The sequence below is a fragment of the Pseudomonas sp. NY15364 genome (assembly GCF_048068235.1).
GTDB lineage: Bacteria > Pseudomonadota > Gammaproteobacteria > Pseudomonadales > Pseudomonadaceae > Aquipseudomonas > Aquipseudomonas mendocina_D.
In genome coordinates, this window is the sequence record NZ_JBLUPX010000032.1 from 15,234 (window position 1) to 29,211 (window position 13,978).

Annotated in this window: 15 protein-coding genes and 1 pseudogene; 11 read left to right on the forward strand and 5 right to left on the reverse strand. The window is 62.7% G+C overall.

Annotation, left to right across the window (positions count from 1 at the left end):
• Window positions 1–100: 100 nt before the first annotated feature.
• Window positions 101–1,318, reverse strand: a complete 1,218-nt coding sequence (locus ACNFCJ_RS20260; protein ID WP_416773255.1) for a YihY family inner membrane protein — start codon at window positions 1,316–1,318, stop codon at window positions 101–103.
• 142 nt (window positions 1,319–1,460) lie between these two features.
• Here ACNFCJ_RS20260 and arsC point away from each other — a divergent pair, with 142 nt between their 5' ends.
• Genes arsC through ACNFCJ_RS20275 form a run of 3 tightly spaced genes read left to right on the forward strand, consistent with a single transcriptional unit; the run spans window position 1,461 to window position 2,817 of the window.
• Window positions 1,461–1,814 carry an arsenate reductase (glutaredoxin) gene (arsC, locus tag ACNFCJ_RS20265; RefSeq protein ID WP_416773256.1) on the forward strand — a complete coding sequence of 118 codons (354 nt, stop codon included), beginning with the start codon at window positions 1,461–1,463 and terminating at the stop codon, window positions 1,812–1,814.
• Window positions 1,811–2,407, forward strand: a complete 597-nt coding sequence (gene wrbA, locus ACNFCJ_RS20270; protein ID WP_179576966.1) for an NAD(P)H:quinone oxidoreductase — start codon at window positions 1,811–1,813, stop codon at window positions 2,405–2,407. The genes arsC and wrbA overlap by 4 nt, the downstream gene beginning before the upstream one ends.
• A 2-nt stretch (window positions 2,408–2,409) precedes the next feature.
• Window positions 2,410–2,817: a DUF2069 domain-containing protein gene (locus tag ACNFCJ_RS20275; RefSeq protein ID WP_179576967.1), complete on the forward strand. Its 408-nt coding sequence runs from the start codon at window positions 2,410–2,412 to the stop codon at window positions 2,815–2,817.
• Between the two features lie 96 nt (window positions 2,818–2,913).
• Here the strand turns inward: ACNFCJ_RS20275 and hda are convergent, their stop codons facing one another.
• From hda to ACNFCJ_RS20290, 3 genes are all read right to left on the reverse strand, one after another.
• A complete protein-coding gene (gene hda / locus ACNFCJ_RS20280) occupies window positions 2,914–3,618 on the reverse strand; it encodes a DnaA regulatory inactivator Hda (protein WP_099523360.1) in 705 nt (234 codons plus the stop codon).
• Window positions 3,615–4,697 (reverse strand): AI-2E family transporter, encoded by a 1,083-nt coding sequence (locus ACNFCJ_RS20285; protein ID WP_143505298.1) that lies wholly within the window; start codon window positions 4,695–4,697, stop codon window positions 3,615–3,617. The genes hda and ACNFCJ_RS20285 overlap by 4 nt, the downstream gene beginning before the upstream one ends.
• 73 nt (window positions 4,698–4,770) lie before the next feature.
• On the reverse strand, window positions 4,771–5,811 hold the full coding sequence (locus ACNFCJ_RS20290) for a DUF2066 domain-containing protein (RefSeq protein ID WP_416773257.1): 1,041 nt from the start codon (window positions 5,809–5,811) through the stop codon (window positions 4,771–4,773).
• Between the two features lie 247 nt (window positions 5,812–6,058).
• On the opposite strand from ACNFCJ_RS20290, the gene purM reads away from it, so the two are divergent.
• From purM to ACNFCJ_RS20305, 3 genes are read left to right on the forward strand one after another with little or no spacing between them, the layout of a single operon-like run.
• Entirely contained in the window at window positions 6,059–7,117 is a 1,059-nt protein-coding gene (gene purM, locus ACNFCJ_RS20295; RefSeq protein ID WP_099523368.1) for a phosphoribosylformylglycinamidine cyclo-ligase, read from the forward strand.
• Window positions 7,117–7,761, forward strand: coding sequence for a phosphoribosylglycinamide formyltransferase (gene purN, locus ACNFCJ_RS20300; protein ID WP_106735007.1), 645 nt, complete (start codon window positions 7,117–7,119; stop codon window positions 7,759–7,761). The genes purM and purN overlap by 1 nt, the downstream gene beginning before the upstream one ends.
• 8 nt (window positions 7,762–7,769) lie before the next feature.
• On the forward strand, window positions 7,770–8,486 hold the full coding sequence (locus tag ACNFCJ_RS20305) for a DUF3108 domain-containing protein (RefSeq protein ID WP_416773258.1): 717 nt from the start codon (window positions 7,770–7,772) through the stop codon (window positions 8,484–8,486).
• Window positions 8,487–8,744: 258 nt separating this feature from the next.
• Here the strand turns inward: ACNFCJ_RS20305 and ACNFCJ_RS20310 are convergent.
• Window positions 8,745–9,954, reverse strand: a pseudogene (locus ACNFCJ_RS20310) (ammonium transporter).
• Window positions 9,955–10,325: 371 nt separating this feature from the next.
• Here ACNFCJ_RS20310 and ACNFCJ_RS20315 point away from each other — a divergent pair.
• The 5 genes from ACNFCJ_RS20315 (at window position 10,326) to ACNFCJ_RS20335 (ending at window position 13,975) form a co-directional block, all read left to right on the forward strand.
• The gene (locus ACNFCJ_RS20315; RefSeq protein ID WP_106735004.1) at window positions 10,326–10,643 is read left to right on the forward strand and encodes a DUF883 family protein; all 318 of its coding nucleotides are present in this window, start codon (window positions 10,326–10,328) and stop codon (window positions 10,641–10,643) included.
• Window positions 10,644–10,651: 8 nt separating this feature from the next.
• Window positions 10,652–11,011 (forward strand): phage holin family protein, encoded by a 360-nt coding sequence (locus tag ACNFCJ_RS20320; protein WP_179576974.1) that lies wholly within the window; start codon window positions 10,652–10,654, stop codon window positions 11,009–11,011.
• Window positions 11,008–11,307: a hypothetical protein gene (locus ACNFCJ_RS20325; RefSeq protein WP_143505289.1), complete on the forward strand. Its 300-nt coding sequence runs from the start codon at window positions 11,008–11,010 to the stop codon at window positions 11,305–11,307. Before ACNFCJ_RS20320 ends, ACNFCJ_RS20325 begins: the two co-directional genes overlap by 4 nt.
• 101 nt (window positions 11,308–11,408) lie before the next feature.
• A complete protein-coding gene (locus ACNFCJ_RS20330; protein WP_125835717.1) occupies window positions 11,409–12,572 on the forward strand; it encodes an EAL domain-containing protein in 1,164 nt (387 codons plus the stop codon).
• A gap of 71 nt (window positions 12,573–12,643) precedes the next feature.
• A complete protein-coding gene (locus tag ACNFCJ_RS20335) occupies window positions 12,644–13,975 on the forward strand; it encodes a deoxyguanosinetriphosphate triphosphohydrolase (RefSeq protein ID WP_416773261.1) in 1,332 nt (443 codons plus the stop codon).
• Window positions 13,976–13,978: the final 3 nt, after the last annotated feature.

Genomic DNA, 13,978 nt, shown 5'->3' on the forward strand with positions numbered 1-13,978 from the left:
CCTTGCATTCAGACCCCGGCAGGACTAGGCAACGCCTTAAACTGACGTTTTTTGTCACCCTTTCTCGCGCCCCATTGCCTGACACGCCGCGCGGGTTTGCTCAGCCCTTCCCCGGCAACCAATCCGCCAGACTGGCTCCGAATTGCGCCTCACGCTCCGCTTGCATGCGCTCCAGCCCCTCGCGCAATGCCGGGTACCAAGGCTCGTCGAGCTGAGCGGGCAGTTGCGACAAACTCGGCAATGGCCAGGGACTGCACTCGAGCAATTGATACAGGGAGAAGTTGTGCAGATCGCGGCACAGCACCCACCCTCCGCCATTGGCCTTGCATGCCAGGTGCTCGCGCTCGAGAAAATCCATCACCTGCGTCCACTCGTCTTCGGGCAACCGCCAGCCCGCACGTTGCATGTCGCCGTAATGCAGAGCCTCGCCCTTCTGCTGACGTTTGAGCAAAAGCCGCAACACCACCAGCACAATCAGCCCCTTGGGGATAGGCTCGCGGCGCCAGTGCCGCGGTTGCGACAGGCCATATACCAGCTCGGCGCCCAGCAGCACGATCAACCAGGACAGATAGATCCACACCAGAAACAGCGGCACCGTGGCGAAGGCGCCGTAGATCAGGTGATAACCGGGAAAAAGCCGCACATAGAGGCCGAACAGCGCCTTGGCCACTTCGAACAGCACGGCGCTGAACAGGCCGCCCAACAGAGCATGAGACAACGGCACACGAGTGTTGGGGACCGCGGCATAGAGCAAGGTAAAGGCCGCGATGCTCGATAACAACGGCGTGAAAGCAAGCAGCGTCTTGGCGCCGATTACTGCATCCGGCCCGGAGATCAGTGACAGCGAGGCTATATAGGTACTGACTGCAAAACCGGCCCCCAGCAGCAGCGGCCCAAGGCTGAGAATCGCCCAGTACAGCAGGAAGCTGGACATCCCGCGGCGTGGCTGGCGTACCCGCCAGATCACGTTGAAGGTCTTCTCGATGGTCACCAGCATGAGGAAGGCGGTAACGGCCAGCAGGCCGACGCCGAACCAGGTCAGCTGCCGCGCCTGCGTGGTGAACTCACGCAGATACTCCTGCACCGTCTCGCCAGTGGAGGGTACGAAGTTGTTGAAGATGAACCCCTGGATTTCCTCGCCCACACCCTGGAATGCCGGAATTGCCGAAAGCATGGCGAAGGTCACGGTCATCATCGGCACCACGGCGAACAAGGTGGTGTAGGTCAACGCCGCTGCGTTGCCTGCGCCGCGGTTATCCACGAAACGCTGATACAGGCTGAGCCAGAACCCCACCCAGTCCTTCAAACGACGCAGCATGACCTCTCCTTAGCCCTCAAACCTAAACAGACAGACAATGCGCCGCGTAAAAAGGTCGCAGCAAAGCCGCCCCAGCGGTTTGCGTGCATCCGCGCATCAGGCGGTTAGAATAGCCGCCACTTCAAGCCGGATGCGAGCCACCATGACCGACCTGACCCTCTACCACAACCCGCGCTGCTCAAAATCCCGCGCCGCTCTGGAGCTGCTGCAAGCCCTCGGCCTGCAACCGCACGTCGTGCGCTATCTGGAAACGCCACCCAGCGCCAGCGAGCTCAAGAGCCTACTCGGCAAGCTGGGGATCTCAGCACGCGACCTGCTGCGTAGCGGCGAGGACGAATACAAGACGCTGGGCCTGAGCGATGCCAGCTTGAGTGAGGCGCAACTGATCGAGGCCATGGTCACGCATCCCAAGCTGATCGAGCGCCCGATCCTCATCGCTGGCGACAAAGCGGTGATCGGCCGACCACCGGAAAAAGTACTGGAGCTACTGGCATGAGCGCGCCCTACATCCTGGTGCTCTACTACAGCCGCCATGGCGCCACCGCGCAGATGGCCAAGCAGATTGCCCGCGGCGTCGAGATGGCTGGCCTGGAGGCGCGCCTGCGCACGGTGCCTGCGGTATCCAGCGAATGCGAGGCTGTTGCGCCGAGCGTGCCGGAGGACGGCGCCATGTACGCCACCCTGGATGATCTGAAGAACTGCTCGGGCCTGGCCTTGGGCAGCCCGACCCGTTTCGGCAACATGGCGGCGCCACTCAAGTACTTCATCGATGGCACCAGCAATCTGTGGCTGACCGGCGAACTGGTCGGCAAGCCAGCTGGCGTGTTCACCTCCACCGCCAGCCTGCATGGCGGCCAGGAGACCACCCTGCTGTCGATGATGATCCCACTGCTGCACCACGGCATGCTGCTCTGCGGCCTGCCCTACAGCGAAGCGGCACTGCTTGAAACCCGTGGCGGTGGCACGCCCTACGGCCCCAGCCACCATGCGGGCGGCGACGGTAAACGCGCGCTGGACGAACATGAAGTCACCCTGTGCCGTGCACTGGGTCAACGCCTGGCGCAAACCGCCAGCAAACTGGAGCGTTGAACGTGGCCCGAGCGAAGAAACCCCTGCCCAGCCTCGAGTGGCTGGAGCCACGGGTCAAACTCAGCCGAGCGCTGAGCCTGTTCAGCTTTATCGCCCTGCTGGCCCTGCTGCTGGTGTGGAATCTGGCCTTCGCTGACCTGCATGGTGCGCGGGTCGGGGTTGTATTGGCGATCCAGTTGCTGCCGCTTGCACTGCTCGCCCCCGGCATGTTGCTGGGCAACGCCCGCGCTCATGCTTGGGCCTGCTTCGTGGTCAACATCTACTTCATCCAGGGCGTGCTCGCCGCCATCGATCCGGCGCGTGCACTGTTCGGCGCACTGGAGGCAGTGATCAGCTTCGGCCTGTTCTGCTGCGCACTGCTCTATACGCGCTGGCGTTTTCAGTACGACCGCAAGCTGGCTGGGGAATAAACGTCCTGGTGTGGGAGCGAGCTCTGCTCGCGAAGCGCTTGTGCAGCCAAGAGTTCGCGAGCAGAGCTCGCTCCTACACCTGAGTTCCCGAAGCAGTTACCAACCCAGCGTTTCCTTGAGGAAGGGAATGGTCAGCTTGCGTTGGGCCTGCAGCGAGGCCTGATCGAGGCGCTCCAGCAGTTCGAACAACGCACTCATGCTGCGCTCACCCCGAGTGAGGATGAAGCGACCGACCTCGTCGCTCATCTGCAAGCCACGGCGCGAGGCGCGCAGCTGCAGGGCGCGCAGCTTGTCCTCGTCGGACAGTTCATGCAGCTGGAAGATTAGCGAAAGGGTCAGTCGCGACTTCAGATCAGGCAGTTGAATCGGCAACTCGCGTGGCGACATGGTGCCTGCCAGCAACAAGCGCCTGCCGCTGTCACGCAGTCGGTTGAACAGGTGGAACAGCCCTTCTTCCCAGTCGCTGCGTCCAGCCACGGCATCGAGATCATCGAGACAGACCAGCTCGCACAGCTCAAGGTTGTCGAGCAACTCCGGGCCGTGCTGCACCACTTCGCTGAGCGGCAGATACACCACCGCTTCGCCACGCTGTTCAAAACGCAGGCAGGCCGCCTGCAGCAGGTGGCTGCGCCCGACGCCTTCGGCGCCCCACAGGTAGATCAGGCTTTCCGTCCAGCCGGCGTCGGCCTCGCACAAGCGCTCGACATAGCCCAGGGCCGCGGCATTGGCGCCGGGGTAGTAATTGGCGAAGGTGGCGTCATCACGCAGACGCACCCCCAAGGGAAGCTGGATGGGTTTCATGTGGGGGGCTCGTGGGAACCGCTGCTCTCTCCGTAAAGGCCGGAAAGTTTATACAAATCATGGGCATGGCGCAGCAGAACCATGATCACGGCAGCAACCGGCAAGGCCAGCAGCACGCCGGTAAAGCCAAACAGCTGGCCACCCGCGAGAATGGCGAAGATCACCGCGACCGGGTGCAGGCCGATGCGATCGCCCACCAGCAGGGGCGTGAGGACCATACCCTCGAGCAACTGGCCGATCATGAACACCACGCCGATACCGATCAGCGGATAGGGCTCGAGACCGAACTGGAACAGCGCAGCAGTCAACGCCGCACCGATACCGACGATAAAGCCCATGTACGGCACGATACTGGCCAGGCCCGCCAGCACACCGATCAACAGTCCCAGCTCCAACCCCACCAGCATCAAGCCCACGGAATAGATGACGCTCAGCGCCAGCATCACCAGCAATTGGCCGCGCAGGAAGGCGCCCAGCACTTCATGACATTCGCCAGTCAGCTTGACGATCAATCCTTCGCGCTGGCGCGGCAGCAGGCGGCGCACGCGCTCGACCAGCAGATCCCAGTCGCGCATCAGGTAGAAGCTCACCACCGGAATCAGCATCAGGTTGCCCAGCCAGGCCAGCAGTGCCAACCCCGAGGATGTCGCCTGGGCCAGCACCGCCTTGAGCACATCGGTGGTCTTGCCAATGTTGTCGGTAAAGACCTGCTTGAGTTGATCGACCTGCAGCAGGTCATCCTGCAACCCCAGATGCGACTGCGACCACGGCAAGGCCGTGCCTTGCAACCAATCGAGCATTTCCGGCGCCAGCTGATATAGACGCACCAGCTGTCGTCCCAGCATGGGCACCAACACCAGCAGCAGGATCAGCAAGACCAGAGCGAACAGCGCGAATACCACCACCACGCCCCCCGTGCGCGACAGCCGATGCCGCTCGAGACGATCGACCAGCGGGTCGCCCATGTAGGCCAGCAGGATACCGATCAGGAACGGGGAAAGAATCGGGTGCAACAGGTACAGCAGCCAGCCGAGCAGAAACAGCCCAGCCATCCATAGCCAACGGGTGGAATCGGTCATGCTCGCGTCCTCGATGCGAAACGGCGCCAGGAAGGCGCCGCGTAACTGGGCTGTGGTCTACCCGACGCAAATTCTACCAGCGAAAGCGCAATTGATCGGTGCGCGGCTTCACCTGCGGCGCCTCGGTTGCAGCGGCCTCCGGGTTCTCTACTGGCTCAGCAGCATCGAGCGGCTCACTGACTTCCTGCAGTTGCCCCAATGCCAGTTGCGCGCGCAGCTGCTCCGGGCTGGCGCTGACCTGATAGATCAGACGCTGGCCGTCGATCTCCTGCAAACGCGCGGCGAAGGGTTCGAGCAAGCGCTCCAGTGCCGCGAAACGGCCCAGGTCTACGCCCTCGATCACCAGCGTCAGGCTCTGCGCAGCACCCGGTTTGACCAGGAAACGCGGCGCCAGGCGCTCGGCCACGGCCAACAGCACTGCATCGGCCAGCGCTGCCTGATCGGCGGCCTCGGCCTTGCCCTGCTCGCGCTCGTCACCCAGCCACAGGCGCCAGGTCGCCTGCCAGCTGCCGCCGCTTTCAGTCGCCTGCACGACTAGCAAGGCATCGGCGCCGTAGCGCTCTGACGCCTCGCGCAGGGCTTGGGGATCGTTGGCCAGCAGCACATCGGCACTGCCCAGCGCCTGCTCGCTCAGGTCCGCCAGCGGCAAACGCAGTGGCAAGCCACGATGTTGCGCGGCATCGCGTAGCAGTGCCGATGCACTCTGGCTTTCACCAACCAGTTGGCTGCCTTCCGGCGACTCGTTGAGCCACCAGGTCAGGATGGCCGGGCGATTGGCACCCCACAGAGCCAGGCCGGCCTGCCGCAACTGGCGCTCGGTACTGCCCGGATCGAACTCGACCAACAACGCGTCACCTTCATAACCGTACTGGCTGACGATCTGTTGGGGGTCCTTGCGCAACCCTTCCAGCCCGGCACTTTGCAACGCCTTGGCGTCGCCGGTCAGGCGTAGCACCAGCGTCTGCAGGGCTTTCTGCATGGCAGCGTCGCGAGCTTCCGGCTGTTGGTCGGCCACGGGCTCGCGCACTTGGTACAGACCGGTAACCGGCGCGGCCAATACCGGCAGGCTCAGCAGCGACAGACAGAGGAACAACAGGCGGATGGGCAAACGCATTGGGGTGGACTCTCGCAAGGGATGGCCGCACGGCGGGCGGGCACAAAGGCCTATACCTTAAACAGCCGCTCAAGCCCCGGCAACCAGAGCCAGTGCCTGCGACGAAGCGCATGCACACGAGTGGCCGCTACCGGGCAAGCCTGATAAAATCGCGCGCCTTCGCCAGCCGGTACGCGCGCCGGGCTCCTTGGATGAGCCTGCGCCACGTCGGCGTCTACACGAACTCCCCATCCAAAGGCCCGGATCTATGAGCAAGCAACCCTCCATCAGCTACAAGGACGCAGGCGTCGACATCGATGCCGGTGAAGCCCTGGTCGAACGCATCAAAGGCGTCGCCAAGCGCACTGCGCGTCCGGAAGTCATGGGTGGCCTGGGCGGCTTCGGCGCCCTGTGCGAGATCCCGGCCGGCTACAAGCAACCGGTACTGGTGTCCGGCACCGACGGTGTCGGCACCAAGCTGCGCCTGGCACTGAACCTGAACAAGCACGACAGCATCGGCCAGGATCTGGTCGCCATGTGCGTCAACGACTTGGTGGTCTGTGGCGCCGAGCCGCTGTTCTTCCTCGACTACTACGCTACCGGCAAGCTCAACGTCGACGTCGCCGCCACCGTGGTGACCGGTATCGGCGCTGGTTGCGAACTCGCCGGCTGCTCCCTGGTCGGTGGTGAAACAGCCGAAATGCCGGGCATGTACGAAGGCGAAGACTACGACCTGGCCGGTTTCTGCGTCGGCGTGGTGGAAAAAGCCGAGATCATCGACGGCTCCAAGGTCGTCACCGGCGACGCCCTGATCGCCCTGCCTTCCTCCGGCCCGCACTCCAATGGCTACTCGCTGATCCGCAAGATCATCGAAGTTTCCGGCGCCGACATCGAGCAGGTGCAACTGGACGGCAAGGCTCTGGCCGATCTGCTGATGGCGCCGACCCGCATCTACGTCAAGCCGCTGCTCAAGCTGATCAAGGACACCGGTGCGGTCAAGGCCATGGCCCACATCACCGGCGGCGGCCTGCTGGACAACATCCCGCGCGTACTGCCGCAGGGCGCACAGGCCGTGATCGACGTGGCCAGCTGGAATCGCCCAGCCGTGTTCGACTGGCTGCAGGAGCAAGGCAACGTCGACGAGCATGAAATGCACCGCGTGTTGAACTGCGGCGTAGGCATGGTCATCTGCGTCGCTCAGGACCAGGTTGAAACCGCCCTGGCCAGCCTGCGCGCCAGCGGCGAGCAACCTTGGGTCATCGGCCAGATCACCGCCGCAGCAGAAGGCGCAGCCCAGGTTCAGTTGAACAACCTGAAAGCCCACTGATGCCCTGCAATGTCGTCGTCCTGATCTCCGGATCAGGCAGCAATCTGCAAGCGCTGATCGACAGCGTCGGCCACGACGGCAATCCGGCCCGCATCGCCGCGGTTATCTGCAACCGCGCCGATGCCTATGGCCTGGAGCGAGCGAAACAGGCCGGGATCGCCACCGGCCTGCTCGACCACAAGCAGTTCGATGGCCGCGACGCCTTCGACGCAGCGCTGATCCAGACCATCGATGCCCACCAGCCTGACCTGGTGGTGCTGGCTGGCTTTATGCGCATCCTCACGCCGGGCTTCGTTCAGCACTACGCAGGCCGCCTGCTGAATATCCATCCGTCACTGCTACCCAAACACAAGGGGCTGCATACCCATCAGCGCGCCCTGGAAGCCGGCGACAGCGAACACGGCTGCAGCGTGCACTTCGTGACCGAGGAACTCGATGGTGGCCCTCTGGTCGTACAAGCTGTGTTGCCGATCAAGGCAGACGACACGGCCGAAAGCCTTGCTCGCCGCGTGCACCAGCAGGAACACCAGATCTATCCGCTGGCAGTGCGCTGGTTTGCCGAAGGCCGCTTGCGTCTTGGCGCTCAAGGCGCAATGCTGGATGGCCAGCCGCTGCCCGCCAGCGGCCACCTGATTCGAACCTAGGAGACTCTATGCGTCGTGCCCTGCTGTTCGCCCTGACACTGTTCAGCCTGTCCGCCTTTGCCGAGGACCTGCAGCCCTTCTCCGCCAGCTACACCGCGGATTGGAAGCAGCTGCCGGTCAGTGGCAGCGCCGAGCGCAGCCTCAAACGTGAAGACAACGGCCGCTGGACCCTCAACTTCGAAGCATCGATGCTGGTCGCCGGCCTCACCGAAGAAAGCACCTTCCGCGTCGATAACGGCGCCCTGCTGCCGTTGACCTACCGCCTCAATCGCAGCGGCCTGGGCAAAGGCAAGAAGGTCGAGCAGGACTTCGACTGGGAGCAGAAGCAAGTCATTGGCAGCGACCGTGGCGATGCCGTAAGACTGCCGCTCAACCGTGGCCTGCTGGACAAATCGACCTACCAGGTTGCCCTGCAAGAGGACGTTGCGGCCGGCAAGAAGAGCGTGAGCTACCAGGTGGTCGACGGTGACGAGATCGAAACCTATGACTTCCGCGTGCTGGGCGAAGAAGTGGTACGCACCAAGGCGGGCCTGATTGACGCAATCAAGGTCGAACGCGTGCGTGACCCCACGCAAAGCACCCGCAAGACCGTGCTGTGGTTCGCCAAAGACTGGGGCCACCTGCTGGTACGCCTGCATCAGGTGGAAACCGACGGCAAGGAATACCAGATCATGCTCAAGGAAGGCACCGTCGCCGGCAAATCGGTAGAAGGTCGTCGCGACTGATCTACAACTGAATGAAAAACCGGGCCATTGCCAAGGCGTTGGCTTAATCTGTTGATGCAGATCGTTAACGTCATGATCTGAAAGCCAAAAAGCAGAAGTCCCCAGCAGAAAATATCTCGGCTGGGGATTTTTGCTTATAGGACCCGTAACCGCAGGCCATCGGGGAATCTTTCAACAGATTTCCCCAACGGCTAGGGCCATTGCCCGGTTTTTTATTGCCCGCCGTAAACGCTGGCAAACAACGCCAGCCCTGGCCTCTCAGTCCTGACTCACCGCACAGATCTTGTGAATCGACAGGTCAGCACCGTTGTATTCCTCTTCCTGACTCAGGCGAATACCCAGCGACGCCTTGAGCAGGCCATACACCGCGAAGCCACCGATCAGAGCGACCACCACCCCCAACGCAGTGCCGATCACCTGGCTGGCCAGGCTCACGCCACCCAGGCCGCCGAATGCCTTGAGGCCGAAGATGCCACAGGCGATGCCGCCCCAGATACCGCACAGGCCATGCAGCGGCCAGACACCGAGCACATCGTCGATCTTCCACTTCACCTGCGTCGCGGTGAATGCCCAGACGAACAATGCACCGGCAATCGCGCCAGTGACCAGAGCACCAATCGGATGCATCAGGTCCGAGCCGGCGCAAATCGCGACCAGGCCAGCCAGCGGGCCGTTATGCAGGAAGCCAGGGTCGTTGCGCCCTACCAGCAGCGCGGCGACGGTACCGCCAACCATGGCCATCAGCGAGTTGACCGCCACCAGGCCACTGACGCCTTCGAGCGTCTGCGCGCTCATCACGTTGAAGCCGAACCAGCCGATGATCAGGATCCACGAGCCCAGCGCCAGGAACGGAATGTTCGAGGGCGCCATGGCCACCAGCTTGCCGTCGCGATAACGCCCGTTGCGGCGCCCCAGCAACAGCACGGCGCCGAAGGCCAACCAACCGCCCATGGCATGCACCACCACCGAACCGGCGAAGTCATGGAAGGCTGCACCGAAGCGAGCCTCGAGCCAGGCCTGGAAGCCATAGTTGCCGTTCCAGATCATGCCTTCGAAGAAGGGGTAGACGAAGGCCAACGATCAACGCCGTGGCGCACAGCTGCGGGCCGAACTTGGCACGTTCGGCAATACCACCGGAGATGATCGCCGGAATCGCCGCGGCGAAGGTCAGCAGGAAGAAGAACTTCACCAGGCCGTAGCCATGGTTTTCCGTCAGCATCGCAGCCGGCTCGAAGAAATTGATGCCGTAGGCGATCCAGTAGCCGATGAAGAAATATGCCAAGGCGGAAATAGCGAAATCCGAGAGAATCTTCGATAACGCGTTGACCTGGTTTTTCTGCCGTACCGTTCCCACTTCGAGAAAGGCAAAGCCGGCATGCATGGCCAGAACCATGATGGCACCCAGCAGGATGAACAGGGTATTGGAGCCGTGGATCAGCGTGGCCACGGCACTGTTGATGTTTTCCATCGAGAAAGAAAACTCCGGCGGCAGAAGAAAAGGCACCAAACAAAGACACAAACCCGAAAACGCGCACCACAATGCAGCCAGACACAGTGGAGCGCCCTCGAAAAGTGCCGTCGAGTGGCCCTAAAATAGCGCCACCAAATGTCGACATATCGATGCTTATTTCCTGTTAATCAAATGGTTATGTGCGAAATGGACCATCCTGAGCCGCCCCGAAAAAGCCCCATCACAGGGCATTTCTCGACCTTCGCGCACCAGCAAAATGCAATCGCTATACCAAACGCCAGGCCGGTCACTTCCCGACTATTCTTGCGGAACCCTCACGCTGCAGAGCAATCGTAAGTAGCACATACCAACGCAGAGGACTGCTCACCATGCCCCGCAAAGCCGCTACTCCAAGCACCAAGGACGCCCTGCTGGATGAATTCCAGGCTCTGGTCAGCGATACCGAGAAGCTCCTGCAACATTCCGCCAGTCTCGCCGGCGAACACGCCGAGGCCCTGCGTGATGACATTCGTGGCAGCCTCGATCGTGCCCGAGACGCCCTGCACAAAGCCGAGTCTGGCCTGCGCGAGCAGGGCAAGATCGCCGTCGACGCCACTGAAGACTATGTGCACAAGCACCCATGGCAGGCACTGGGTTTGTCGGCCGCTATTGGCCTGGTGCTCGGCCTGCTGATCAGCCGCCGTTGACAGCGCCAATGTCTAATGGACCATCGCCACGGCGCCTGGGGGCGGCCCTACTGGGCCTCCTCCAGGGCCATGTGGCGCTGCTGGCCCATGAACTCGAAGACCAACGCAACCAGGCACTGCGCGCGCTGGTTCTCGGCGGCCTGTGCCTGGCCTTCGCCCTGCTCCTGCTGATAGGTCTGTCGGCATTGCTGCTGATCGTCTACTGGGACAGTCACCGTCTGGCAGTCGCCACGGGTCTTTGCCTGTTCTACGGTGCTGGCCTGGTAGGGTGTGCCACCTGGCTGCTGATCAGTCTGCGCAACGCCGAAGCACCGTTCAGCGCCAGCCTTGAAGAACTGCAACGTGACCGCGAGCAACTGCTGCCATGACGTCCAACTTGCCACCAGGCGCCTCGCGCCGTCAGTTGCGTAAAGCCGTGCTGCGCATGCGCCTGGAGATGCACCGCCAGGAACTGCGCCATGAAGTGCTGCAAATCAGTCAACCACTCAAGCAGGTACGCGAGTATGGCCAACGCCTGCGCCAGGGCAATGCACCCTTTTTGCTCACTGGCGGCGCATTGGCACTGGCCGGACTGCTCGGTGGTAAACGCGGTTGGCGTCGCTGGTTGCGCCTGGCATTGATCATTGCGCCACTACTTCGACGTCGGCAAAGCGGTATCGACTGAAACGCCGATTGGTCTAGACCTGGCCTGGCCGCGATCTTGCTTGGTTGAGTAACCCAACCGCCATCAGGCGGCTCAACCGCTCAGCGCTAAGGAAAAACCAGGTGATCGACGGACTGCCTTTTGCCGTCTTCCAACCCTTTATCGACACCGCCACCGGTCGTATCGCCGGTGTCGAGGCTCTGGCTCGGCTGCGCGATGACAAAGGCCAGGCTCGCTCGGCCGGGCCGCTTTTCGCCGACCCGAAAACCCCACCCGCCGCCCTGCGCCGCCTTGACCGACAGGTCCGCGAAGATGCCCTGCAGCGCTTTCATCAAGCCCCGTCGGACTGGTTCCTGAGCCTGAACATTTCGCCACGCTGGATCAGTCGCTTGCGCCCGGCGCAACCTCTGCCCAGCTTGATCCAACTACAACGCAGCGGTATCGACCCGACGCGCATCGTTTTCGAGATCACCGAACTCGGTGGCGCCAGCCAACGCCTGCCTGACGTGGTGTCGCGCTATCGCGACGCCGGTGCACGCATCGCCATCGACGATTTCGGCGCTGGCTACTCACAGCTCGACCGCGTGCTGGCGCTGCAACCGGACATCCTCAAGCTGGATATGCGCCTGTTTCAGGAAGCCGCCCGTGGCGGCCCCAGCGGTGAAGTGGTCAAGGCGCTGGCGCAAATGGCTGAAAAAACCGGCTGCTGGATCATCGCCGAAGGCGTGGAAACCGAAGCCGAGCTGAACTTCGCCCTGGAATGCGGCGCCCGCTATGTGCAGGGGTTCTTGTTCGCCAAGCCGGAAGAGGAGCTGTTCGCCAGCGATGCCTTCGTCGGCCGCTTCGCGCGCCTGCGTGACAACTACGTGCAACAGAAACTCGCCGAGCGCGCACGCCTGGTCAACCTGCGCCAGCAACTGGCCGAGCTGATGTCCGAACTGAGGTTCTGGGCCGAAAGCGGTGCCCCGACAACGAGCCTTAAAGCACCTGACAACTACCCCTGGCTGTTGCGCATCTATCAGTGCGACCGCCACGGCACCCAGCTCACGCCAAACCTGGAATGGCGCCAAGGGGCTTGGCAGGCTGATGATCGTTACCTCGGCCACAACTGGTCGTGGCGCCCCTACTTCTATCAACTGCTGGCCGAAGGCTGGGAAGAACGGCGCCTGACGCTCTCCACCACCTACCGCGACGCCACCACCAACCAATACTGCCTGACCGCCGGCCAGTTCATCGATAACGGCCGTCGACTGCTGCTGGTGGATATCGACGCCGCCGGCCTGTAACCAACCGGGGTTGCAGCCGGCGGCATGAACACCCAAGCTAGGGGCCCGGATCAACCTGGCGAGGATAGGCCTTGGATTGGCACACCCTGCTCACCCGTGAACGTCTCGGTAAACCTGCGCCCAGCTCGGCAGAGCTAGGCCGCAGTCCCTTCCACAAGGATCATGACCGCATCATCTTCTCCGGCGCCTTTCGCCGCCTGGGACGCAAGACGCAGGTGCATCCGGTTTCGAGCAACGACCATATCCACACCCGCCTGACCCACTCGCTGGAAGTCAGCTGCGTCGGCCGCTCACTGGCCATGCGCGTCGGTGAGATGTTGCGTGACGACCTGCCCAACTGGTGCACACCGAGCGATCTCGGCATGGTCGTACAGTCCGCCTGCCTGGCCCATGATATCGGCAACCCGCCGTTCGGCCACTCCGGCGAAGACGCCATTCGCCACTGGTTTCAGCAGGCTGCCGGGCGCGGTTGGCTGGACGCGATGAGCGATGCCGAACGCGGCGACTTTCTCAATTTCGAAGGCAACGCCCAGGGTTTTCGCGTGCTCACCCAGCTGGAATACCACCAGTTCGATGGCGGCACACGGCTGACCTACGCCACCCTCGGCACCTACCTCAAATATCCCTGGACCGCTCGCCATGCCGACGCTCAGGGCTACAAGAAGCACAAGTTCGGCTGCTACCAGAGCGAGCTGCCGTTGCTCGAACAGATCGCCGCCAAACTCGAGCTGCCGCAACTGGAGGCGCAGCGCTGGGCACGCCACCCGCTGGTCTACCTGATGGAGGCCGCGGACGACATCTGCTACGGCCTGATCGACCTGGAAGACGGCGTAGAGATGGAACTGCTCGACTACACCGAAGTGGAGGCATTGCTGCTCGACCTGGTGGGCGTTGATCTGCCGGAAACCTATCGCCAGCTCGGCCCCAAGGACTCACGCCGACGCAAGCTGGCGATCCTGCGCGGCAAGGCCATCGAACACCTGACCAACGCCGCGGCCGGTGCCTTCGTCGAGCAACAACACGCCCTGCTGGGCGGCAGCCTGCAGGGCGATCTGGTCGAACACATGCACGGCGCGGCCAAGCACTGTGTTCAGAGCGCGAAATCCCTGGCGCGCGAGAAGATCTTCCACGACAAGCGCAAGACGCTGCATGAAATCGGCGCCTACACCACGCTGGAAATCCTCCTCAACGCCTTCTGCGGTGCAGCGCTGGAGCTGCACAGTGGGCGTGCACTGTCGTTCAAGCACCGGCGCATCCTCGACCTGCTCAGCTACTACGCACCTGAACCCGGCTGGCCCCTGTATCGCTCGTTCATGCGGGTGATCGACTTCATCGCCGGCATGACGGACAGCTACGCTACGGAAATGGCGAGGGAGATGACCGGCCGTTCGAGCCCGATCTGACGA

Excerpts from the sequence above, each read along its gene's own strand:
- ACNFCJ_RS20260 (WP_416773255.1), bottom strand. The coding sequence starts at position 1,318 with ATGCTGCGTCGTTTGAAGGACTGGGTGGGGTTCTGGCTCAGCCTGTAT.
- arsC (WP_416773256.1), top strand. The coding sequence starts at position 1,461 with ATGACCGACCTGACCCTCTACCACAACCCGCGCTGCTCAAAATCCCGC.
- wrbA (WP_179576966.1), top strand. The coding sequence starts at position 1,811 with ATGAGCGCGCCCTACATCCTGGTGCTCTACTACAGCCGCCATGGCGCC.
- hda (WP_099523360.1), bottom strand. The coding sequence starts at position 3,618 with ATGAAACCCATCCAGCTTCCCTTGGGGGTGCGTCTGCGTGATGACGCC.
- ACNFCJ_RS20285 (WP_143505298.1), bottom strand. The coding sequence starts at position 4,697 with ATGACCGATTCCACCCGTTGGCTATGGATGGCTGGGCTGTTTCTGCTC.
- ACNFCJ_RS20290 (WP_416773257.1), bottom strand. The coding sequence starts at position 5,811 with ATGCGTTTGCCCATCCGCCTGTTGTTCCTCTGTCTGTCGCTGCTGAGC.
- purM (WP_099523368.1), top strand. The coding sequence starts at position 6,059 with ATGAGCAAGCAACCCTCCATCAGCTACAAGGACGCAGGCGTCGACATC.
- purN (WP_106735007.1), top strand. The coding sequence starts at position 7,117 with ATGCCCTGCAATGTCGTCGTCCTGATCTCCGGATCAGGCAGCAATCTG.
- ACNFCJ_RS20305 (WP_416773258.1), top strand. The coding sequence starts at position 7,770 with ATGCGTCGTGCCCTGCTGTTCGCCCTGACACTGTTCAGCCTGTCCGCC.
- ACNFCJ_RS20315 (WP_106735004.1), top strand. The coding sequence starts at position 10,326 with ATGCCCCGCAAAGCCGCTACTCCAAGCACCAAGGACGCCCTGCTGGAT.
- ACNFCJ_RS20320 (WP_179576974.1), top strand. The coding sequence starts at position 10,652 with ATGTCTAATGGACCATCGCCACGGCGCCTGGGGGCGGCCCTACTGGGC.
- ACNFCJ_RS20325 (WP_143505289.1), top strand. The coding sequence starts at position 11,008 with ATGACGTCCAACTTGCCACCAGGCGCCTCGCGCCGTCAGTTGCGTAAA.